Below are 22,952 nucleotides of genomic sequence, written 5' to 3' on the forward strand. Positions count from 1 at the left end.
TTGCAATCCCTTTAATAAAAGGGTTTTAAAAACAATTGTCATGTCAAGAATTTGTGATCTAACAGGAAAGGCGTCAATAGTTGGTAACAACGTTTCTAACTCAAACCGCAAAACTAAACGCAGGTTTCATCCAAACCTTAAGCTTAAAAAGTTTTATATCCCTGAAGAAGATAAATGGATAACTTTAAAAGTATCTACATCAGCTGTTAAAACTATCAGCAAAAACGGGATAACAGCTTGTATCAACAAGTTTGTAAAAAAAGGATACATATAGTAGTTATACGTTAAACGTTTTACGTAATACGTAACACTGCTAACAGATAACATCAATTTGAAAATAACGTAATACGTATACCGTAGTACGTATAACAATAAAGAAGATGGCTAAGAAAGGTAATAGAGTTCAGGTAATTTTAGAATGTACAGAGCATAAAACAACTGGTTTACCAGGTATGTCTCGTTACATCACTACCAAGAACAAAAAGAACACAACTGAAAGATTAGAGTTGAAAAAATTCAACCCGGTTTTAAAGAAAGTTACTGTTCATAAAGAAATTAAATAGGTTATACGTTGGACGTTTTACGTTATACGTAACCAGCAATAATTCATTTAAAAACACAGCGTAAACGGTTAACGTATTACGTACAACACTAAAGACAATGGCAAAGAAAGTAGTTGCAACCCTTAAAGTTGCCGGTAAAGGCAAAGATTATTCAAAAGTTATTACAATGACTAAGTCTCCAAAAACTGGTGCTTATTCATTCAAAGAGCAAATCGTAGCTAACGATTTTGTTAAAGACGCAATCGCCGGAAAATTATAATTCCACGAGGAATAATCTATTATAATATTAAAGCCATCTTGTTTACGCGAGAAGGCTTTTTTTGTATTTGCAGATGTGTGGATATACAGATGTGCAAATGAATTAGAATAAAAGTACTTTTAGCTGATGTTTATTAATCTGCACATCCGCATATTTGCATATCTGCACATCTAAAAACACATGGGACTATTTGATTTTTTCAAGAAAAAGGAAAGCACGCCGGAAGAACAGGAAGTGCTTGATACCGGTTTAGAAAAAACCAAGGATAACTTTTTTTCAAAAATTACCAAAGTAATTGCCGGTAAATCAACCGTTGATGATGATGTGCTGGATGAGTTGGAAGAGGTACTGGTAACGTCAGACGTTGGCGTACAAACCACACTCAAGATTATTGACCGCATCCAGGCCCGCGTTGCGCGCGATAAATATGTAAGCACTGCCGATTTAAACGGTTTGCTGCGCAATGAAATACAACAATTACTAGCCGAAAATAACAGCAACGATTTTTCAAGTTTTGAATATGGCACGCACAAACCCTATGTAATTATGGTGGTTGGTGTTAACGGTGTGGGTAAAACTACTACCATTGGCAAACTGGCATATAAACTAAAACAAGCAGGCAATAAAGTAGTATTAGGCGCCGCCGATACTTTTCGCGCTGCCGCTGTGGACCAGATTAAACTTTGGGGTGAACGTGTAGACGTTAAAGTTGTGGCTCAGGCAATGGGGTCTGACCCGGCGTCTGTGGCTTATGATACCCTAAAATCTGCAGTTGCTAGTGGCGACGACGTGGCTATTATAGATACCGCAGGCCGCTTACATAACAAAGTTGGGCTGATGAACGAGCTAACCAAGATCAAAAACGTGATGCAAAAGGTAGTACCCGGCGCGCCGCATGAGATCTTGCTGGTACTTGATGCATCAACTGGTCAAAACGCTATTGAGCAATGCAAGCAATTTACCGAGGCCACTGCGGTTAATGCTTTGGCACTAACCAAACTGGATGGCACCGCTAAAGGTGGTGTAGTGATAGGTATATCAGATCAATTTAAAATACCCGTAAAATATATAGGCGTTGGCGAAGGCGTAGATCATTTACAATTGTTTGATCGGAAGGCGTTCGTAGATTCGCTATTTAAAGATTAATTTTTGTCATTGCGAGGAGGAACGACGAAGCAATCGCGAGCATTGCAGTCGAACACTTTTCTCCTTGTCCCGAACGTTCGGGACCACGCTATCGCTCGCAATGACACACATGAGATATGAGGACGAAAGAAATAAGCAAGCCGATACTAACTAAGAAGCCCCGTGTAAACGTGGTGACTTTAGGTTGTTCTAAAAACACCTATGATTCTGAGATTTTGATGGGTCAGCTTAAAGGCAATGCTTTTGATGTGGTGCATGAATCTAATAAAGTAGGTAAAGACGATATCATCGTGATCAACACCTGTGGCTTTATTGACAATGCCAAGCAAGAATCTATCGATACCATTCTTCAATATAGTGAGCTGAAAGAACAAGGTAAAGTTGGCAAAGTTATCGTTACCGGATGTTTATCTGAACGTTACAAGCCTGAATTGGAGGCAGAGATCACTAATGTGGACGCCTATTTCGGCACTAATGATCTGCAAAACTTATTAGCCTCTATTGGTGCCAACTACAAGCATGAGCTAATTGGTGAGCGTTTGCTGACCACTCCATCTCACTTTGCTTATTTTAAAATTGCCGAGGGTTGTAATCGCCCTTGCTCTTTCTGTGCCATCCCGTTGATGCGTGGCAAGCACTTAACCACACCGATGGAAGATTTGGTTAAGGCTGCTGAAAAATTAGCTAAAAACGGTACGAAAGAACTGATATTAATTGCCCAGGACCTTACCTATTACGGTCTTGACCTATACGGCAAACGTAATCTGGACGAGTTGCTTCGCCGTATTTCTGATGTTAACGGCATCGAATGGATCCGCCTGCAATATGCTTATCCTTCAGGTTTCCCGATGGAGATTTTAGATGTAATGAATGAACGTTCTAACATCTGCAAATACATGGATATGCCCTTACAGCATATTACTGACAATATGCTTAAATCTATGCGCCGCGGTATCACCAAACAAAAAACTATCGATGTGGTAAACGAGATCCGCGACCGCGTGCCGGGCATTGCCATGCGCACCACGCTGATTACCGGTTATCCGGGCGAAACTGAGCAAGATTTCGAAGAAATGCAACACTGGGTTGAAGACACCAAATTTGATCGCCTGGGATGTTTTACCTATTCGCACGAAGAAAAAACGCATGCACATTCTTTGGTTGACGATGTACCGGAAGAAGTAAAGCAGGAACGCGCTGATGCCATCATGGAAATACAGCAAGGCATCTCTTTCGAAAAAAACCAGGAGAAGATTGGCGAGACATTCAAAGTACTCATAGACAAAAAAGACGGACCATATTTTGTGGGCCGTACAGAATTTGATTCGCCTGAAGTTGATAACGAGGTTTTGTTGGCCGCTTCGATTGATTACGCTACTGTTGGTACGTTTGTGAATGTAAAGATCGACTCGGCCGAAGATTTTGATCTTTATGGACATATTGTAAAATAAACGAAAGCCATTGCGTAAAAGGTTAAATGATTTTTACATTTGACCAATGGACGTTGATTGTATAAGCTATAAAGAAACGGGATTCTTTTCCCCTACGGTTGTTGATTACCTGGAAGACAAGCCGGAATTAAAACCTTTTTATAGCTATCGCCCTACTTTTGACGGCTTTGCCGAATTTCTTAAGAACAAGAAAGTTATTGCCGACCGCAACCTACTGGCCGATACTTTAACTGATCAATACCAAATTATTGTTAAATACGCCCGCATCTGGGACCCACTATTTGGTATAGCCGAACCGGTAAGGAAAAATATTGAATGCTTAAGGAACGATAATACTTATACCATTACCACCGGCCACCAATTGAATATCTTTGCCGGCCCGCTATATTTTATTTATAAGATAGTTACGGCGATAAAACTCTCCCAGCAACTCAAAGAAAAGTTTCCCAATAAAAATTTTGTGCCCGTTTATTGGATGGCTTCGGAGGATCATGACTTCGCCGAGATCAACTACACTACCATTGGTGGCAAAAAAGTGCATTGGTGGCACGAGGCATCCGGTGCAACAGGTCGGATAAACCCCGAGACCCTGCGCCAGGCATTGAACCAATACAAAGGCGTATTAGGCACTGCTGGTTTTTCGGCAGATTTGGGCAAGATAGTTGAAACAGCTTATACCAACTTCGACCGTCTTGCTGACGCCACCCGCTACATGGTAAACGCTTTATTTGGCCGGTACGGCTTAGTGATCATAGATGCTGACAACAAGCAACTGAAACAGCAATTTGCGCCTATCATCGAGCGAGACATCATCGAACAAAACAGCTTCAAAAATATAAGTGCCACCAACGAAGAGTTGGTAAAGCTTGGCGTACATATCCAGGTAAACCCGCGGGAGATTAATTTCTTTTACCTAAAAAATGCATTGCGCGAACGTTTGGTTTTTGAAGATGGTCAATATAAAGTATTAAACACAGAGATTAGCTTTACAGAAGCCGAGATCAAAAAAGAAATTGCAACTTATCCTGAAAGATTCAGTCCGAATGTGGTGATGCGCCCTTTGTACCAGGAATGTATCTTACCTAACATTGCTTACATAGGCGGCGGTGCCGAGGTGGTTTACTGGTTGGAGCTGAAATCGAACTTTGATTATTATCAAGTTGATTTTCCTGTGCTGATCCTGCGTAATTCAGGTTTGATCATCCGCAAGGAATCGGCAGCAAAAATAAAACGCATGGAGCTGGCTCCTGCCGATCTTTTTAAATCAACCGACGCACTCAAAAACTACTGGATCAAAAAACATAGTGATCACGAGCTTTCTTTACAAACCGAGTGGGCCGAGTTAAATGCAATATTTGATCAGCTTAAACAAAAAGCCGCTAAGATCGACCCAACGCTTGGACCATCAACAGAAGCGGTACAAACCCGTTTAAAAAAGGCTATTGATAACCTGGAGAAAAAGTTAATCAGGGCCGAAAAGCAAAACTATCACACCCGCTTAGAACAGATAGACCAGATCAAAGCCGAACTTTTCCCCGGCGAAAGCTTACAGGAGCGTAATGAAAATTTTGGTTTATTGTACGTAAAATGGGGGCAGTATTTTATTGATGAATTGATTCGCAATTTCCAACCCCTGGATTTTGAATTTGCGGTATTGACAGAGTAGAAAAAACCTAAGCCGAATTTGAACTTCTCAGGTAAGAAAGCTACTTTAGTGTACTATTCTTATCACATGACACACACTTATCTTAGAACTGCTGTTTCAGCTTTTATATTTGTTTTTATTTGTGCTTGTTCAAAACAAAGCAATCCTAACCCGAACAGTAACACAAATACCGGCCAACAAACACCTCCGGATCAGACAAATATTGCACCTACAATAACTTCTTTTAGTCCAACATCTGGCGAGGCTGATGCTGTGATAACTCTCACAGGCACCAATTTTAGCACAACATTAGCTGATGACAAGGTTTATTTTAACGCTTTCCCTGCAACAGTTACTGCAGCCACGGCAACTCAGTTAACAGTTAAAGTCCCACAAAATGCCGGCACAGGGAATATTATTGTAACTATTAATAATAAATCGGCAACAGGCTCAATTTTTACGTACCTACAACCGTTGGCTGCCAATTTAATAGACAAAAATGAAGGGCCGGCTGGCACCATAGTAAATATCACAGGATCAGGTTTTAGTACGACACCAACCAATAACCAAGTGTTTTTTAATGGCACCGCAGCAACCGTTACTGCTGCAACAGGTACGCAGCTGACGGTTAAAGTACCCAGCGATGCAGGTGTAGGCAAAATCACTGTAACCGTAGACGGGAAGACAGTTGATGGACCGGTATTTACTTATTATCTGTCTGCTACTGTTACCACAATTGCAGGAAATAGTAATAGCGGTGCTGTAAACGGAAGCGGGTCTCAGGCCTTCTTTAATACTCCTATCGGCTTAGCAGTTGACAATGTCGGAAATGTTTATGTTGCCGAGTTTCAAAATGCCAGAATACGTAAAATCACGCCGGGCGGCGTAGTTACCACGTTTGCTGGAAATGGAGATTTTTCGGGCGGCGTGTCAAACCCACAAGGAATAACAATCGGTAAAGATGGTTTAGTTTTATTCTCAGCCGGGGGATCTATATATAAAATCACGCCAAGTGGTATAGTACCTTATATTGGGGAACCATCGGCAACATATCCATCAGCAATACAAAATTATGATATCAGTGACATGTGCTTCGACAAAAGTGGCAATTTGTATTATACTGACAATGTTCGTGGATGGGTAAATAGACTAACTGATACGGGTTTGGAGATGGTCGTTGGCAATCCTAGTGGTTTTCCAATTTATCAATCCCCCGATCCATCTGTTTTTGCTCAGCTCTCGGCTTTAGCTGTTGATCTAAACGGTAATATCTACGTAGCTGAAGATAACAGTTATTCTATCAAAAAAATCACTCCAACAAAACAAGTGAGTGTTTTCTTTAAGGAATATCCTTTCGGGATGGCATTCGATAAAAATAATAATTTGCTAATCACAGAAGCCGGAAATGACAACAGAATAAAATTGATTAATCCAACTACGGGTAAGGTCAGTATAATAGCGGGCGATCTCAAATCCGGTCATGTTGATGGAGATCAAACCACAGCCAGATTTAGTGCGTTGCAACGTATCGCAATAGATGCTGCCGGCAATATTTATGTGACTGACGGTAATTATATCAGAAAAATCGTTCTGAAATAGACTACCGCTTTATCATGGTACGTATCTTTGCGAATGATTGTAACAGAATCTGATTTAAGACATTTTACTGAGAACGTATTCCTGTCAATAGGTTGCAGTAAAGAACACGCAGTGCTTGCCGCCGATGTTTTACTATTGTCTGATCTGCGTGGCATAGACTCGCATGGGGTGGCCCGTTTAACCGGCTACGTACGCCTTTGGGAAAAGAAACGTATCAATGCGACACCCAATATCCGCATAGTGCATGAAACACCTACTACGGCTACTATTGATGGCGATGCCGGTTTGGGTTTGGTAGTTGCGCCTTTTGCCATGCAGGTGGCTATGCAAAAAGCTGAGCAGTATGGTTCGGGCTGGATCTCTATCCGCAACTCCAACCACTTTGGGATTGCCGGGTATCATGCACTGATGGCTGTGCAAAAAGACATGATAGGTTTTGCCATGACCAACGCCAGCCCGCTGGTGGCGCCCACTTTTTCGAACGAACGTATGTTGGGCACCAACCCGATGTGTTATGCTTTCCCGGCAGGTAAATACCCGCCGGTTATTATTGATATGGCAACATCGGCGGCGGCCAATGGCAAATTAGAAATTGCTCAGCGAGCAGGTAAACCGGTGCCCGAAGGTTGGATCCAGGATGCAGAAGGCAATTACACTACCGATCCACATGCTCTAAAAAATGGCGGTTCGCTTTTGCCTTTAGGCAGCGACCGCGATCATGGCAGTCATAAAGGCTTTGGCTTGAGTGCTACTGTTGACATTTTATCTGCTGTGCTATCAGGTGCTAATTATGGGCCCTGGGTTCCGCCGTTTGTGTCGTTCCTTGAACCACCTGCCGATCCGGTAGGTTCCGGCATTGGGCACTTTCTAGGCGCTATGCGCGTGGATGGTTTCCGACCCGTAAATGAGTTTAAAGATCATCTGGATAATTGGGTAACGCGCTTTAAATCGGCTTCAACTGTTCATCCTGATCAAAAAGTGATCATACCCGGCGAGCCTGAATATGAGGCGGAACAAGATAGACGTAAAAATGGCATACCGATAGTTAACGCGGTAGTGAAGGATTTAAATGAGGTGGCGCAGAAACTAAATGTTGACCCCCTAGCTCCCTGAAGGGGAAATTTTTGAAGCGCTAGTTTTCTTAACTTCATAAAAAAAATGGCCCGAAGTTTCGGGCCATTTTTTTTATGCTAATCACTCGGCCTTTAGGGGCCGGGGGCTTAATGTATAATCTTAAAGAATCTGCTCCATCTGATCTTACCCAGGAAAGTACCCTGGTCGTCCAGACTTAACCATATAAACAAGGCCTTGCCTACGATATGATCCTCGGGCACAAAACCCCAGAAACGCGAGTCGTCAGAGTCATGACGATTATCGCCCATCATCCAGTAATAGTTCATTTTAAAGGTGTAGGTGTCTGCTTTTTTACCATTAATCAAAATATCATTACCAACAATCTGTACTTTATTGTTTTCATAAACCGCGATACAACGCTCATACAACGGGTACGTAACGCTATCCAGTTTTACGGTCCAGCCTTTTTTAGGGATGATGATTGGGCCGTAGTTATCTACGTTCCAATGAAAATCATGCTGCTTACCCGGCAACTGCAAACTTAGCGGCCCAACCGGGTGCTGCGGATTGGTTGGATAAACATAATCAGGTTCTTGCGGCTTCCTGATATTTGGGGTAACGGTAACCCCAGAATAAGCTTTAAGGGCATTATATGAATCCTTAGTCATAAACGGATAAGGATTTTCATCATACCGTGTAATATGAAGCTGATCTTCGATATCCGGATTTAAAGTGGTTTTAGAAGTAATGGTATAATCTAACTGGCTCTCTGGCGGGTTTAGAGCAGCCTTGCCATTGATATAAACTTGTGCCTGCACAACGCTTAACGTGTCGCCCGGTGCGCCCTGGCAACGTTTAATGTAATTCTCTCTTTTGTCGACCGGACGATAGTATGGCGAATCGGCATCCATCGGGTAATTAAATACCACAACATCACCTTTTTTAACCTCGCTGAAACCCGGCAGGCGGTGATAGCCCAGTTCCCAACCGTCCCAATAAGCTTTAGTATTAATCAGTGGCATGGTATGGTGCGCAAACGGGAAAGCTATTGGTGTCATTGGTGTCCGTGCCCCGTAATTCACCTTACTTACAAACAGAAAATCGCCTACCAATAATGATCTTTCCATTGATGGCGTAGGGATAGTATAGGCCTCAATAAAAAAGGTTCTGATCAGTGTAGCGGCAATCACCGCAAAAACAACGGCATCAACCCATTCGCGGGTTTTAGTTTTCTTTTTAGCCTTAGTTTTGGTGCTGTTCTTATTCCAGAATTTCCAGTTCATTATCTTTTAAATATCGCTTAGTTAATTTATTATTTAGGATAAATCAAACATGTCTGCCACAGAGAAGAAGCCTTTCTTTTCTTTAACCCATTCGGCAGCTAAAACAGCGCCTAAAGCAAAGCCATTGCGGTTATGTGCAGTATGTTTAATTTCTATAGTGTCAACTTCAGAGTCGTAGATCACAGTGTGAGTACCTGGTACACTGTCAATGCGGAGCGATTCGATCAGTACGTCCTCAGCTTTTGCATTATCATCAACAGGGTTACCGGCATCGGTCAAAATATTAACCCAGTGCTTTTTCTGATCCAGGTGTTCAATAATACCTTCGGCTATCGTAATAGCAGTACCACTCGGCGAATCCAGCTTTTGAGTATGGTGAATCTCTTCAACCTGCACATCATAATACGGCTGGTTATTCATCAGCTTTGCTAAAACCTTATTAATATGGAAAAATATATTTACGCCAACGCTAAAGTTAGTGCCGTAGATAAGCGCTTTATCACTTTCCTGGTAGCGCTCTTTAATTTCGTCTATCTGTTCATACCAACCGGTAGTACCAACCACAATAGGGACACCTGCTTTAAAACAATGCTCAATATTGCCAAGTACGGTGCCCGGTGTACTAAACTCAATAGCTACGTCTGCTTGTTGCAGGTTTTCTGTAGTTAGATCGTGTTGGTTGTCCTGGTCAATTTTTAATACAATTTCATGTTTACGATCAAGTGCAATCTTTTCAATGATCTTACCCATTTTGCCGTAACCCAGTAATGCAATCTTCATTCGTTTTATTTTTATATACAGATAAATATAACCCGCTTTATCGAAGTGTAAAGGTAAGTTTTATACCCGGAATAAATGCACTGCTTAAATTTTGCGCGTAAACCGGATTGTTCATTAGTGTAGGGCGGATACCGACATTGAAATCATTATCCATCGAGTAAGAATGTTGAAACTTAGCATCGACGTATGCATCGATAGTTTGTATGCCCCAGCTTGCTGCAAATAGCAAGACTGCCAGGTCGCGGTAACGCTCATAACTTCTTACAGCATTACCAACGGTTACATCGGTAACACCGTGTGTGGAGTATAGATTATAAAGATCGTAATATTTATCGCCTAATTTGGGCGCTGTGCCTGTATGCAGGTACCGGTATAAAGTCAAATCTTCGGAGTAGGCATTTTCATTGTACCGATACATAATCGCCAATAAAGTTAAACCTGTATAAATTATAGGCACTTTCCAATATTGATGGTTATAAACCTGGCCCCACCCCGGCACAAAAACAGAGCGATTCCAGGCTTTTGTAGGACTGTGCGTACTATCGGGGTGATAAATTCTGGGGATACTGTTAATCTTAGGCACGAATGGTTTTGATTTCACCGAGTCGCGCTTTTCTTGTAAACTATCTTTCTTAGTTTTTACAGGCATAGTGGGATTAACAGGTGCTTGTGCACTTGCCGAAAAACTAAAAACTATGATAAAGCCAACTATAAAAAGGTATTTCTGCATTTGTTACCAGTCCAACATTTCAAGTATGCGGCCAAGATCATCTTCTGATAAAAAAGGAATTTCAATACTACCCTTGCCCTGGCCGTTTACCTTAAGTTTAACTTGCGAGCTAAACCTGGTAGCCAGATCGTCTTGTATCTTTTGAAAATGAAATGATACTTCATCAGGCTGTTTGCCTTCCTTTTTAGTACGTGATTTTTGCAGATCGCGCACCATCTCTTCCACCTTACGAACGGATAAACCCTGTTCAATGATATGTTTATGCAAATATAATTGTTGTGCAGGGTCATCCATAGTTATTAATGCCCTGGCATGGCCCATACTCAACTCGCCATCGCGAATAGAGGCTTGTATGGTTGGGGGTAATTTCAATAAACGTAGATAGTTATTAACAGTAGAACGGTTTTTGCTTACACGCTCACCTAATTCTTCCTGTTTAAGGCCTACCTCGTCCAACATCCGTTGAAAGCTTAGCGCTACCTCGATAGCATTCAGGTTTTCTCGCTGGATGTTTTCAATCAACGCCATTTCCAGCATCTGCTGGTCGTTTGCGGTACGTATGTAAGCCGGGATCTGGGTTAAACCAGCCAATTTTGACGCACGCAAACGGCGTTCGCCAGATATCAGCTGGTAGTTATTGGCGCTAACACGTCTAACGGTAATAGGCTGTATCAAACCTTGCAGCTTTATCGAAGCCGATAAGTCGGCTAATGCCTGCTCGTCAAACTCGGTACGTGGCTGGAAAGGGTTAACCTCAATCTCAGAAATCTTGATTTCATTTACCGAGCCAAGACTGTTAACGTCACCTATATTGTTACCGTTATTACTACTACTTGTTTTTTTATAGGGAAGAACGTTTTCAGAATCATTCAATAGTGCACTTAATCCCTTGCCTAAAGCATTCCTTTTTTCTGCACTCATTTTATGCTGTTTCTGTAGTTTCCGCTAATTCATCTTTCACTAAACCATTTTTACGTATCACTTCGCGGGCCAGATTAAGGTAGTTAATGGCTCCCTTACAAGTTGCATCGTGCATAATTACCGATAAGCCAAAGCTTGGCGCTTCGCTTAAACGGGTGTTACGTTGTATGATGGTATCAAACACCATGTCTTCAAAATGATTTCTCACTTCTTCAACAACCTGGTTTGAAAGGCGCAGCCTTACATCATACATGGTTAGTAATATACCCTCTATCTCTAACTGAGGATTTAAGCGGTTTTGTACAATTTTAATAGTGTTTAATAGTTTACCCAATCCTTCTAACGCAAAATATTCGCACTGTACCGGTACAATTACCGAGTCGGCTGCGGTTAAAGCGTTAATGGTGATTAAACCTAAAGATGGCGAGCAGTCAATTATAATGAAATCATAATTATCGCGGATCTTGTTGAAAACCTCCTGCATTTTATACTCGCGGTTTTCCAGGTTAATCATCTCAATCTCGGCACCTACCAGGTCAATATGCGCAGGTAGCAGGTCAAGGTTTGGGGTTTCGGTTTTTATAATAGCCTCGCTCGGATCTACTTCGTTGATGATACACTCATAAATACTGTTCTTTACATTGCGCGGATCAAAACCAATACCAGATGTGGCGTTGGCCTGCGGATCGGCATCAACTAATAGCGTTCTGTACTCTAATACGGCTAAACTTGCGGCCAGATTTATGGATGACGTGGTTTTACCGACACCACCTTTTTGATTGGCTAATGCAATTATCTTACTCATTATCTATCTCCAAAATTTATAACAGTGTTTATTACAACGGAAAATAGAAATTTTAATTTCTACCTTCGGGAAACTTTTTACCAGCGCTAAGATATAGATTAAAACGTTGTAGAAATCCACAGTTTTAGCCGATTTACAAACATATTGTGTGGAAATGAGTGATTGAGTGAATTAGCGAATGAGTGAATAAACCCATTGCAATTCACTACAAACTGGTAGCACGACCAGCTACATTCACTCATTCATACAATCGCTAATTCACTCATTATAAAGAGCATGATCACCATTATATCATCTACCAATCGCCCCGGCAGTTCGACGCTGAAAGTGGCGCGTTACTACCAGAAGCAGCTGGCTGAAAAAGGTGTCGAGGCACAAATTTTGTCACTTGAACAGTTGCCACCCAATTTATTAATTACAGATCTGTACGGCAAACGCAGCGCCGAATTCCAGGTTATCCAGAATATCGTTACCGCTACAGATAAATTCATTTTTATAATACCTGAATATAATGGCAGTTTCCCGGGCGCTCTAAAGGTATTTATTGACGCCTGCTCCTTTCCGGACAGTTTCTACGACAAAAAAGCAGCATTGGTGGGTATATCATCCGGCAAATATGGCAACATTCGCGGTATTGATCATTTTACCGGGGTTTGCCATTACGTGCACTTAAACATTATGGCACTGAAACTTCACATTGCCAATATTAAAACTGAATTTGATGAGCAAGGCTCTTTCTTTAAAGAGGATACTTTAAAGTTTACCGACGAACAAATAGATAAGCTTATAAAGTTCTAATCACTCCATTTAATTCAAACAAAATTGGCTGGCAAGTTGCTTATATTACCAAACATCTGTAACTGCGATGAAAACCAATGCATTATTTTATTATTGGCTGGGGCAGCGCTTATATTTAACAAATATTTTCGCCAATAGCACTTTCAGATTTTAAAGAAAATTCTTTTTGATTAGCTTAGCAAAGCTAAACAGTCACAATGAATTATTTTAAGAAGGCGCTAATTGCCTTGCTTTTTTTTCCGGTGCTTTTGAAAGCACAAAGCAATTTCCATAAAGGTTATGTAGTTACTCTAACCGGCGATACTATCAAAGGCTCGATTGATTTTAAGGAATGGTACCGCAACCCACGACAAATTAAATTCAAGGCAGATGGTGCGCCCAAAGTCAATCAATATAATGTTTTAAATAGTACAGGATTTGGCGTTACCGGCTATGATCGTTTTCAGCGTTTTGTTGTACCTATAGCTCAGGATAAAATAAATCTTTCTGAGTTGTCGCACAGTATAGATACCACTGTAATTATTGATACCGTATTTTTGAAAGTGGTTGCAACAGGCAATCATGTCAGCTTATATTCTTACAACGATAAAAAGGAAGAGCTATTTATTCAGCAGGGTAATGAGCCGCCAAAATCATTGATCAGGCATTTTTACCTGGTGGGTGAGGATAGAATATTAACTGATGCCCGCTACGTATTTCAACTACAAAAATCGGCCAAAACCTACCAACCGGGCGACAGTAAGCTTTTTAAAGACATTGAAAGGGTAAGGTATGATGCAGACGATATCGCCAAATTGGTATACAGAATAAATGGATCAGCTGGCATAGTTAAAGCACCTGCTATATCACACCTGGCAAACCGATTTTATTTAGGAGCGGGCATAAACGATGCTTCGATAAGTACGACTGAGCAAAATAACCTAATTACCGACAGAGCGGCTTCATCGGTTTTACCGGCGATAAATGTTGGGTATGATATTTATCTCAAAAACAACATCGGCAAACTAATTTTCAGGACAGAGTTAAACTTCTCAGGTACCAAAGGCGATATCGATCGCACTTATACCGCATCTTCCGAAACAGAAAAACTCAAGTACAATCAGTATGTCTTCTCTGCAAATCCGCAGCTTGTTTTCAATATTTACAATGGCGAAAACTTTAAATTTTTTATTGATGGTGGTTTTGCCGCCAATCTGTGCTCATACAGTAATAAACAATATGTACACAATATATATCTTGGTGGCCAATTATCAACCAGTTACGACGTAATTTTCCCCAACGCAGTGTCTTCTTACTTTGGCTTTACTACCAAAGCGGGTATAGTACTCAATAACCGGGTAGAAATATACGCCGGGTATTACCCGTCAAGCCAAATTATAACTGCCGAACAATACACGGTAAGCTATGCAAGTTATCGGGCGGGCATCAATTTATTGCTTAGCAAAAAGGCTAATTAACAAAGCATCCATTCGTATCTAACATCTTACAATAAAAATAGTCCTTTTACTTAACAAAGGACTATTTTTGATCGTACCTAATGCTATTTACGTGTTCAAAATCCCCTTCGTTATAACTCTATTTTTGTTTGGCGCTACTGTCGCCATGGCTCAAAGCAATAACAATACTTCAAAAACCGATACCACCAGGTTAAAACCTGTTACAGTTAAAGGTTATCTTTCTGAAAAGCCTTTACTAAGCGTTCCGGCTTCGGTAAGTGTGATAACGCCCGACCAACTTAAGGTACAGCCGGATGCCTCGCCCATATCAACTTTAAATACGGTACCGGGGGTGCGCATGGAAGAGCGCTCGCCGGGTAGTTATCGATTATCTATAAGAGGTAGTTTACTGCGTTCGCCATTCGGTATACGCGATGTTAAAATCTATTACGACGAATTGCCCTTAACAGATGCGGGAGGTAATACTTACCTGAACTCTGTTGATTTTACCAGCGTAAAAGGTATCGAAGTTTTAAAAGGACCCGATGGCAGTTTATTTGGCGCAAACTCAGGAGGTGTGGTTTTAATTAGCCCGGTTGATCCCCTTGATAAAACCAATTTTGCGACAGCAGGATTTAGCGCCGGCTCTTATGGCTTGGTACATGAAAACGTCGGCCTTCAAAACGTCACCAAAAACAATCAATTTGATTTTAATCAGTCTTACGAAACTGCTCATGGGTACCGCGTACATAGCGATATGTATCGCCATTATTTTCAGTTAAGCGATAAGCTGACTTACGGCGGCGTCAATTCCATCAAAGTACTGGGATTTTACTCAGATCTGAGCTACGAAACACCGGGTGGCTTAACATTAGCTCAGGTAGCTGTAGATCCAACCCAGGCTCGCCCGTCAACGCCAGCCGTTCCCGGTTCAATTGCTCAGCATGCCAGCATTACCAACAAAATGACTTATGGCGGCGCGGTAAACGAGTGGCACCTAAACGATCATATCCGTAATATTTTCGCGGTTTACGGTACTTATGTCGACTTTACCAACCCTTTCATTACCAATTACGAACAACGTTACGAATACACTTATGGCATGCGTACCTATTTTGAGTTTACCGGCGAAAAGAAAGACAATTTTAACTGGAAAGCCAATGTGGGCATGGAATGGTCGCAAACCAATGCCGACAATAATGATTACGGCAACCGCCGCGGCGTGCGTGACACGGCCCAAAGCCTGGATAAAGTAAATACCGGTACGCACTTTTTCTTTGCCCGATATGAAGAAACCATAGCCAACCATTTGCATGTAGAAGCGGCAGCTAGTTTAAACTTCTATGGGTATGATTTTGAGAATATATATCCTAAAATGCAGACTTCATTTACGAAGCAAACTTTTTCTCCGCAGATCATGCCGCGCTTAGCCTTGTCTTACGAGATCAACAATAACTTTGTATGGCGCATATCGAGCAGCCGTGGTTATTCAACCCCTACTTCTGCCGAAATCCGTCCATCCGACAATATCATTAACACGACATTACAGGCGCAGTATGGCTGGAACTATGAAACCGGTTTCCGATTGCGAAGTAATGACGAAAGCTTTTTGCTGGATATATCCGCATTTTATTACCGCTTGAATAATGCTATTGTACGCCGCCTAAATGCCGACGAAACAGAATATTATGTCAACTCGGGCGACATCAAACAACCTGGCCTGGAGCTTTATTTTAGTGATTGGTTGATTAAACAAAACAGCAGCGACTTTATTCGTGGTCTGCAAATAGGCGAGTCGTTTACTTTAAGCAAGTTTACTTTTGGTAACTACGCTGATGCTACTACAGCCTATGCGGGTAATGAATTAACCGGCGTACCGCGTGATGTAAGCGTAGCTAGTGTGCAAGTTAAATTTCCACAGTCGCTTTATCTGTATGCTCAATATAATGCCACTGCCCGTATTCCATTAAACGAGGCAAATACCTTCTATGCGCCGCGCTATAATTTAGTGCAGGCTAAAGTTGGTTGGCAACACCAGTTAAACAATAAATCGCATCTTGAAATTTTTGCGGGGGTAGATAACCTGTTGAATGAATATTATAACCTGGGGGCCGATTTAGATGCGGTAGGCAATCGCTTTTACAACCCGTCGGCGCTTCGTAATTATTACGCCGGATTTAATGTAAAATTTTAGATTGTAAACTTAATCCAGCGGGTGCCTTCGTAACCAAACATGAATTGTTTGGGGTAGATCATTTCAGCCAGCATTTCAATGGTTTCGACTGTACTTTCCGCCGCATCATCATTGTCGGTTTCGCTATCAACAATGTACAGGCGATTATTTTTTACCGCACTTAAATCGGTAAAACCCGGCAATTGCAATAACTGATCTATGCTGGCCATAATTTGGGCAATTGGCGTTTCATCAGGCATTAAAACAAGCACATCCGAGTTAAGTGACAATAACGTTTGTTCGTCCCCCTCAATTAACACGCCGCCGGCCATGTTAATTAGCTTAGTCATATCATCCGCAGCCAAGACTATCGGATCCAACGATCTTATCACCGCAACCGTCGGCCTTTGCTCCGTAAATTTGAGCTTATGGTTAATAATGTCGAGGCGTTCCTGTTGTTCTTCGGTCAATGCTGTCATATTGCAAAGGTGCGTATTTTTTTAGGTGTGCTCAAGCCTGTTATTAAATCCTTAACATTAAAATAACTATAACTACATAGGGCTATACTTGTATCTAAGCACCTAAAAGCTATCTTTGGGGTTAATGATATTCCTAACTTTTTTTATTGGATTCATCGCCAACTTTATTGGCTATATCCCTCCCGGAAACATCAATCTTACACTGGTTCGCATCACCATTAACCGTGGCTTAAAAGAGGCGCTGCAGTTTACGATTGCCTTTTCTTGTGTAGAGTTTTTCTTTACGTTTTTTATTATGCACGCGGCCAAATGGTTGTCAGAACAGGTGCATTTAGATGTGGTGATTGATTGGATAATGTTCGCCCTGTTTTTAGTGTTAGGAACCATCACCTGGCTAAATCGCAAGAAACCACCCGAAACCAAATATAGCGAACACGCCAGTATAAAGTATGGCATATTGCTGGGCTTTTTAAACCCCATGCAAGTTCCTTTCTGGATGATATGCGGAACTTACGTGATAGCCCACCAGTGGATATTGGATGGTAACTTAGCGTTGGTAATATTCAGTATTGGCTCAGCCGGCGGGGCATTTATATGCCTGATGTTGTATGCAAGATTTGCTAAATATATTCAGAGCAAGTTTGCATTGAGTACCAGAGTTATCAATACAGCTATTGCTATTTTATTTTTCAGCTTCGCCGGATATCACCTGGTAAAAAGAATTTACCTGGCTGTCAAGCCAAAGCAAGCTACCCAAGTGAAGGCTTAGTGTTTATCGGCCCATTTTGCATTGGCCTTTTTGTAAGCAATTTTAATCTCTGCTACCATAGCCTCGTCATTCTTTTGGGTTATAGCAACAATTTCTCTGTATACCTTCTTCCGGTAGCCTTCATTTGGCTGATCGAAATAGAACTTCCACACAGAAATGATATCTTTTTTGCTAAAGGCTTGCAGTACGCGAACAAATTGTGCGTTGTGCGCGAGAGCAAGCTGAAAACAATCTTGTTGAAACCTGCCTATCGCACCTTCGCGTAACTCTCCATTTACCGAAATTCTAATGATCTTTTTTAACATTTTAGCCCGGCTATAAGCTTTTGAGTAAAAGATATTAGGGAAATAATGCGGGCCGGTGGCGGTTAATGGCCTACCCACGTGAGCCACCTCGTCCCAACCGTATAAATTATCAAACGATTTAAAGTCTGATGGGAGAGCTTCAAAGAGCAATCGCTGGTAATACAGCGAATCTTTAGTTTTAGTGATAAAACCTTTGTTATAGGCATCTTTGAAATAGCTGGGGTAAAATTTTTGAGCATGTAGCAGATTGGTAAACAAACAAAATAACACGAAGAAAATAACACACCTTTTCATTGATTTAATTGATCATTAAGTTATTGTACAGAAGAATTTTTACTTTTTAGGTTCCAGATCTTTTCGGCTTTACGGCCTATGAGCCAAAATGAAGCTGCTAGTATCGCAAAGAAAAGCGTCTTATTGGTACTCTCCCAAAAATATTCAAAATATTTGGTATAGATGAATATGATCAGGAAAGTGATACCAAACTCGCGAGAGATATCATCCTTGCTTTTTAACCCGTAAAACAGGAAGGCACCGGCTACGCACAGGGATATGATGCCCCAGTAAAATAAAGTAATCTGCTTGATTTGATACCATACGTCTAAATTGCCAAGGTTACCAAATATACTCAATAGCCATAGCGACATGAACAAGTATAGCAACCCCACTACATAGGTCTGTTCCCAAAAATAGGCAAACCATTTGCGGTTTTTAAGTATTGCACAACCTACTATAAGCACTACCCCGAAGATTACGAAGCGCAGGGGATAGTTCATCCCCAGGAAGTAATCTGTCCAATGCGTTTGATAACCCGTTTCGGTGCCGAACCAACTGCCCAGCGATATGAGTGCAAATAGCCAGATCAGTCTCGAATCCATTCGCCAGCCCAAAAAGCCATAGACGAATACAGATAGCAGGAAAAGTAATGAATAATGCCCTGAATGATGATCCAACGCTTTACCAAGGTAAGCAATACAACAGGCGGTAAACAGTATGCCGGTAAAGATCACAGCCTCGTTACTGAAGATCTTTTCGGGATGCAGCTTTTCGCGGCGGCGGCCCCAGTAGAACAGAAAGATGGCAAGTGCGGCAGAGATAATACTGATGACAATGTCGGGCGTATAGTACAGATGCTTGAGCCAGTTAACCACCGCATCGTTGACTATCAGGAAGGCAAACGACGCACCGCCACAGATCAACGCTACCCAGAAAGAATACTTAGCCAACCGCATCCAATCAAAACCCTTCACTTCGTACGAGCTGCGAAGCTTATCAGCGGTGTCATCGCCCAGCATACCCTCCTTTTGCCAATGGGCAATGGTTTTGTTCAGGAATTCGCTATCGCTTTTGTCGATGTTTAACTTTGGCATGCGTATGCTGGTTTTGCAGTTTGCAATTATAACAAAGTTTGAACCAACTTATCAAGCATCGGCCATTAGACGTAACACATCCTCCTTATCACGAGCTATTTGAGCCGTTAATTCGTCGAGACCGTTGAACTTTATATCGCCTCGCACAAAGTGGTAGAACGCCATACGGATAGTCTCGTTATAGATCTCTTTATTAAAGCCGAACAGGTTAACCTCTATGTTGCGGGTCATACCGTTTATGGTAGGCCTGCTGCCAATATAAGCCATGCCGGTATACTCCTGCCCGTCATGGGTCACCTTTACGGCGAAGATGCCATCGGCAGGGATGAGCTTGTATTTCTCTTCTATCTGGATGTTAGCGGTTGGGTAACCTATCTGCCGACCGATCTGGTCGCCACGAATAACCTTGCCGGTAATGAAGAAAGGGTAGCCCAGGAAGGTCTTAGCCAAGTCAATATCGGCAACCAGCAATGCTTCGCGGATACGGGTTGAGCTAACGGCTACGTCATTGATATCCTGCTCGGGTATCTCAATTACCTCAAAGCCATACACCGGCGACAGGCGTAGTAAATCATCCAGTCCTCCGCGGCGGTCTTTACCGAAACGGTGGTCATAGCCAATCACAATCTTGTGGGTGCCTATCTTATTCACCAATATATCGCGGATGTAGTCCTCGGCGCTTTGGTTAGAGAAGTCACGCGAGAATGGCGTGATAATCAGGTGGTCAACGCCCAATTGCTCCAGCAGCTCGGCCTTTTCATTAATGGTATTGATCAGCTTGATACGCTCATCCTCCGGGTGCAGTATCATCCGCGGATGCGGGAAGAAGGTAAGAATCACGGTTTCGCCGTCGCAGGCCGCTGCCAGCTCCTTAATGCGCGCTATGATCTTGCGGTGGCCCAGATGTACCCCGTCAAACGTGCCAATGGTAACCACGGCGTTCTTAACGGGCTTAAAGTCATCAATATGATGATATGTCTTCATTGTTATTAAGCTTAGAGCGAAAAGCATAAAGCTAAAAGCCCTTAAGTGTCTATGTCTATTATAAGCTTTCAGCTTTTGGCTTTGCGCTTTCTGCTCTTATCACCTGCACTAAGTCCATCACCTCCCAGGCGTCGGCCAGCTTGAAGCTGCCGCTGCGGGTGCGGGTAAGTTTAGACAGGTATGCGCCATTGTTCAGCGACTTGCCAAAGTCATGCACCAGCGAGCGGATGTAAGTGCCCTTGCTGCACACTACCCTAAAGTCAACCTCGGGCAGGGCAATGCGGGTTATCTCAAACTCGCTGATGGTAACGCTGCGTAGCCTTAACTCCACCTCTTCACCTCTGCGCGCCTTCTCGTACAATCGCTCACCATCAATCTTAATGGCCGAGTGCGCGGGCGGATACTGTTGTATGTCGCCGGTAAACTGCACACAGGCATTACGTAGCTGCTCGTCGGTTAGGTTGCTTGTGTCGAAAGTTTCGTTGGCTTCGGTCTCCATATCGTACGACGGCGTGATAGCACCCAGCACCATGGTACCGGTGTACTCCTTCTCTTCGGCCTGGAAACTGTCAATCTGCTTGGTCATCTTACCTGTGCAGATAATCAGCAAGCCCGTAGCCAGCGGATCCAAAGTGCCTGCATGGCCAACCTTCAGCTTCAGCGGCTTAAACGAATTACGCAGCTTACCCACCACGTCAAAGCTTGTCCATTCATAAGGCTTGTTCACAAGCAGCAACTCGCCCTCGGCAAACTTAAAGTCCTTGTGTTTTGCAGGTGTGGTATTCAATGTATCCGTGTTCACGGCGCAAAGGTAATAATAAGGTTGTTATGTTGTGGGGCGTTTCCCGCCTAAAGGCGGGTCAGGCTGTACGCTCATACGCCTGCAGGCTTTAGGCTCTGGGCCGGTATCCGCTGCCATCCTTAACGCGGGGGACTCACCCCGACTCCGCTGCGCTGGTCGACCCTCTCTTCGCCCTTGGCGGAAAGAGGGTTATTTATTGCTTTACCAATTTGGCTTGTAGCCCTCTTTCCTGCTTGCGGAAGAGAGGGTGATCGAGCGAAGCGACGATCGGGTGAGTCTAAGTATGCTTAGTTACGCAGCCCGTGTTTTGTTTCACGTGTGTATGCAACAGATGAAACAAGTGAAACAGTATTTTTAATTAAATATTTGACAATCAATTAAATATAAAAAATGAGTGAAACAAAATGAAACAGTTTTTATGACCTTTAAGTCATTTTTTTGTTTCACGGTGAAACGGCGTTTTCTTGGCGCTGAACCAAATTTTATTGCCCTTTTGTAATCTCACGGCCAGAACGACGACGCAATCGCACGCGTTTATTTTTCTCCTTGCGATTGCCACGCTACGCTCGCAATGACAGATTAATTTAAGATTTGACATTTAAAGTGTAGCGAAAAAGCTTTTTTAAGCGCCTATAAAACGTTTAAATCACTTAAAAACATTTTTTCGTTTCTAATACTTTATTTCTACACGTTTTCCCTTGTTGGTGTTTTCACCAACAAGGGCGAGAGAAAAACCAACCCTCTTTCCGCCGAAGGTGAAGAGAGCGCTATAAGTTTCATTGTGAGAGGAAGCGATAAAGACGCAAAATATATCGTCTCTACGTTTAGACCTTTATGTAGAGACGCAATATTTTGCGTCTCCCGCGCGATGTGATTTTGCATACAACCACATTCCCACTCAAAATGACAATCCCACAACAATAATATAATATACCAATTGGTATATTTGTATCGTGAATAAAGAATTATCAAAAGCAGAGCGCACCCGCCAGTTCATTATTGAAAAAACCGCGGTTATTTTCAATAAGAAGGGTTATGCGGGTACTTCGTTAACGGATCTGACTGAGGCTACCGGCCTTACCAAGGGCAGCATCTATGGTAATTTTGAAAACAAAGAAGAAGTTGCCCTGGCGGTATTTGATTATAACAACCGTAAAGTGGCCGACGAAATTGCCGCGCTGGTTGATAATGCCCCCACTTACTACGACAAACTATTGGTATACACCCGGGTTTATAACAACCAAACACTGGCCGAGCGTGGTGGTTGCGCTATCTTAAATACCTCTGTCGAAGCAGACGACACCAACAACCTGCTAAAAGATAAGGCTGCTAAAGCAGTAACCCGGTGGCAGGCAAAAGTAGCCAGCCTAATAAAAGGCGGTATAGATGCCGGCGAATTTAAAAGTGATATCAATGTTAACCAAACCGCTTTATCCATTGTTGCGCTGATTGAGGGCGGGGTTATGATAGCCAAGGTTACCGACAGCCATGCTAATATGGCAAGTGTGCTAACTGTGGTAAAATCTATCATCGATCAATTGAGGGACTAAAAAAATTTAATCAATAATATACCGATTGGT

Annotated in this window: 23 protein-coding genes; 13 read left to right on the forward strand and 10 right to left on the reverse strand. The window is 42.3% G+C overall.

Annotation, left to right across the window (positions count from 1 at the left end; genetic code table 11):
- Positions 1-40: 40 nt before the first annotated feature.
- From rpmB to HB679_RS14320, 8 genes are all read left to right on the forward strand, one after another.
- Positions 41-274, forward strand: coding sequence for a 50S ribosomal protein L28 (gene rpmB, locus HB679_RS14285; RefSeq protein WP_144247620.1), 234 nt, complete (start codon positions 41-43; stop codon positions 272-274).
- Positions 275-380: 106 nt separating this feature from the next.
- Entirely contained in the window at positions 381-563 is a 183-nt protein-coding gene (rpmG, locus tag HB679_RS14290; RefSeq protein ID WP_214072680.1) for a 50S ribosomal protein L33, read from the forward strand.
- A gap of 97 nt (positions 564-660) precedes the next feature.
- Positions 661-822 carry a DUF4295 domain-containing protein gene (locus HB679_RS14295; RefSeq protein ID WP_214072681.1) on the forward strand — a complete coding sequence of 54 codons (162 nt, stop codon included), beginning with the start codon at positions 661-663 and terminating at the stop codon, positions 820-822.
- A 180-nt stretch (positions 823-1,002) separates the two neighbouring features.
- Positions 1,003-1,968: a signal recognition particle-docking protein FtsY gene (gene ftsY / locus HB679_RS14300; RefSeq protein WP_214072682.1), complete on the forward strand. Its 966-nt coding sequence runs from the start codon at positions 1,003-1,005 to the stop codon at positions 1,966-1,968.
- Positions 1,969-2,084: 116 nt separating this feature from the next.
- Complete coding sequence (rimO, locus tag HB679_RS14305; protein WP_214072683.1) at positions 2,085-3,419, forward strand: 30S ribosomal protein S12 methylthiotransferase RimO; 1,335 nt, start codon at positions 2,085-2,087, stop codon at positions 3,417-3,419.
- A 46-nt stretch (positions 3,420-3,465) separates the two neighbouring features.
- Positions 3,466-5,085 (forward strand): bacillithiol biosynthesis cysteine-adding enzyme BshC, encoded by a 1,620-nt coding sequence (bshC, locus tag HB679_RS14310; RefSeq protein ID WP_214072684.1) that lies wholly within the window; start codon positions 3,466-3,468, stop codon positions 5,083-5,085.
- Between the two features lie 66 nt (positions 5,086-5,151).
- Entirely contained in the window at positions 5,152-6,663 is a 1,512-nt protein-coding gene (locus HB679_RS14315; RefSeq protein ID WP_214072685.1) for an IPT/TIG domain-containing protein, read from the forward strand.
- Between the two features lie 33 nt (positions 6,664-6,696).
- Complete coding sequence (locus HB679_RS14320; protein ID WP_214072686.1) at positions 6,697-7,776, forward strand: Ldh family oxidoreductase; 1,080 nt, start codon at positions 6,697-6,699, stop codon at positions 7,774-7,776.
- Positions 7,777-7,883: 107 nt separating this feature from the next.
- Here HB679_RS14320 and lepB read toward each other — a convergent pair whose 3' ends face one another.
- Genes lepB through HB679_RS14345 form a run of 5 tightly spaced genes read right to left on the reverse strand, consistent with a single transcriptional unit; the run spans position 7,884 to position 12,256 of the window.
- On the reverse strand, positions 7,884-9,020 hold the full coding sequence (gene lepB / locus HB679_RS14325) for a signal peptidase I (protein WP_214072687.1): 1,137 nt from the start codon (positions 9,018-9,020) through the stop codon (positions 7,884-7,886).
- A gap of 33 nt (positions 9,021-9,053) precedes the next feature.
- Positions 9,054-9,800, reverse strand: a complete 747-nt coding sequence (gene dapB / locus HB679_RS14330) for a 4-hydroxy-tetrahydrodipicolinate reductase (RefSeq protein ID WP_214072688.1) — start codon at positions 9,798-9,800, stop codon at positions 9,054-9,056.
- Between the two features lie 37 nt (positions 9,801-9,837).
- On the reverse strand, positions 9,838-10,530 hold the full coding sequence (locus tag HB679_RS14335; RefSeq protein WP_214072689.1) for a DUF5683 domain-containing protein: 693 nt from the start codon (positions 10,528-10,530) through the stop codon (positions 9,838-9,840).
- Positions 10,531-10,533: 3 nt separating this feature from the next.
- Positions 10,534-11,451, reverse strand: coding sequence for a ParB/RepB/Spo0J family partition protein (locus tag HB679_RS14340; protein ID WP_214072690.1), 918 nt, complete (start codon positions 11,449-11,451; stop codon positions 10,534-10,536).
- Between the two features lies 1 nt (position 11,452).
- The gene (locus tag HB679_RS14345) at positions 11,453-12,256 is read right to left on the reverse strand and encodes an AAA family ATPase (protein WP_214072691.1); all 804 of its coding nucleotides are present in this window, start codon (positions 12,254-12,256) and stop codon (positions 11,453-11,455) included.
- 276 nt (positions 12,257-12,532) lie between these two features.
- Between HB679_RS14345 and HB679_RS14350 the strand changes: the two genes are divergently transcribed.
- From HB679_RS14350 to HB679_RS14360, 3 genes are all read left to right on the forward strand, one after another.
- Positions 12,533-13,054 (forward strand): NADPH-dependent FMN reductase, encoded by a 522-nt coding sequence (locus tag HB679_RS14350; protein WP_214072692.1) that lies wholly within the window; start codon positions 12,533-12,535, stop codon positions 13,052-13,054.
- Positions 13,055-13,251: 197 nt separating this feature from the next.
- Positions 13,252-14,511, forward strand: coding sequence for a hypothetical protein (locus HB679_RS14355; RefSeq protein ID WP_214072693.1), 1,260 nt, complete (start codon positions 13,252-13,254; stop codon positions 14,509-14,511).
- Between the two features lie 67 nt (positions 14,512-14,578).
- On the forward strand, positions 14,579-16,684 hold the full coding sequence (locus tag HB679_RS14360; protein WP_255547616.1) for a TonB-dependent receptor: 2,106 nt from the start codon (positions 14,579-14,581) through the stop codon (positions 16,682-16,684).
- Here the strand turns inward: HB679_RS14360 and HB679_RS14365 are convergent.
- The gene (locus HB679_RS14365) at positions 16,681-17,133 is read right to left on the reverse strand and encodes a hypothetical protein (protein WP_214072694.1); all 453 of its coding nucleotides are present in this window, start codon (positions 17,131-17,133) and stop codon (positions 16,681-16,683) included. The genes HB679_RS14360 and HB679_RS14365 overlap by 4 nt on opposite strands.
- 133 nt (positions 17,134-17,266) lie before the next feature.
- Here HB679_RS14365 and HB679_RS14370 point away from each other — a divergent pair, with 133 nt between their 5' ends.
- Positions 17,267-17,911, forward strand: coding sequence for a LysE family transporter (locus HB679_RS14370; protein ID WP_214072695.1), 645 nt, complete (start codon positions 17,267-17,269; stop codon positions 17,909-17,911).
- On the opposite strand, the gene HB679_RS14375 is transcribed toward HB679_RS14370, so the two are convergent.
- Genes HB679_RS14375 through truB form a run of 4 tightly spaced genes read right to left on the reverse strand, consistent with a single transcriptional unit; the run spans position 17,908 to position 21,372 of the window.
- Positions 17,908-18,510: a hypothetical protein gene (locus tag HB679_RS14375; RefSeq protein ID WP_214072696.1), complete on the reverse strand. Its 603-nt coding sequence runs from the start codon at positions 18,508-18,510 to the stop codon at positions 17,908-17,910. The two genes, HB679_RS14370 and HB679_RS14375, sit on opposite strands and share 4 nt — an antisense overlap.
- A gap of 20 nt (positions 18,511-18,530) precedes the next feature.
- Positions 18,531-19,586, reverse strand: coding sequence for a DUF2157 domain-containing protein (locus tag HB679_RS14380; protein WP_214072697.1), 1,056 nt, complete (start codon positions 19,584-19,586; stop codon positions 18,531-18,533).
- A gap of 51 nt (positions 19,587-19,637) precedes the next feature.
- A complete protein-coding gene (locus HB679_RS14385) occupies positions 19,638-20,570 on the reverse strand; it encodes a bifunctional riboflavin kinase/FAD synthetase (protein WP_214072698.1) in 933 nt (310 codons plus the stop codon).
- A 58-nt stretch (positions 20,571-20,628) separates the two neighbouring features.
- A complete protein-coding gene (gene truB, locus HB679_RS14390) occupies positions 20,629-21,372 on the reverse strand; it encodes a tRNA pseudouridine(55) synthase TruB (RefSeq protein ID WP_346345156.1) in 744 nt (247 codons plus the stop codon).
- A gap of 953 nt (positions 21,373-22,325) precedes the next feature.
- Between truB and HB679_RS20725 the strand changes: the two genes are divergently transcribed.
- Positions 22,326-22,922, forward strand: a complete 597-nt coding sequence (locus HB679_RS20725) for a TetR family transcriptional regulator (RefSeq protein ID WP_214072699.1) — start codon at positions 22,326-22,328, stop codon at positions 22,920-22,922.
- The last annotated feature ends 30 nt before the right edge of the window (positions 22,923-22,952 follow it).

This window comes from Mucilaginibacter sp. dw_454, from assembly GCF_018449775.1.
Lineage (GTDB): Bacteria > Bacteroidota > Bacteroidia > Sphingobacteriales > Sphingobacteriaceae > Mucilaginibacter.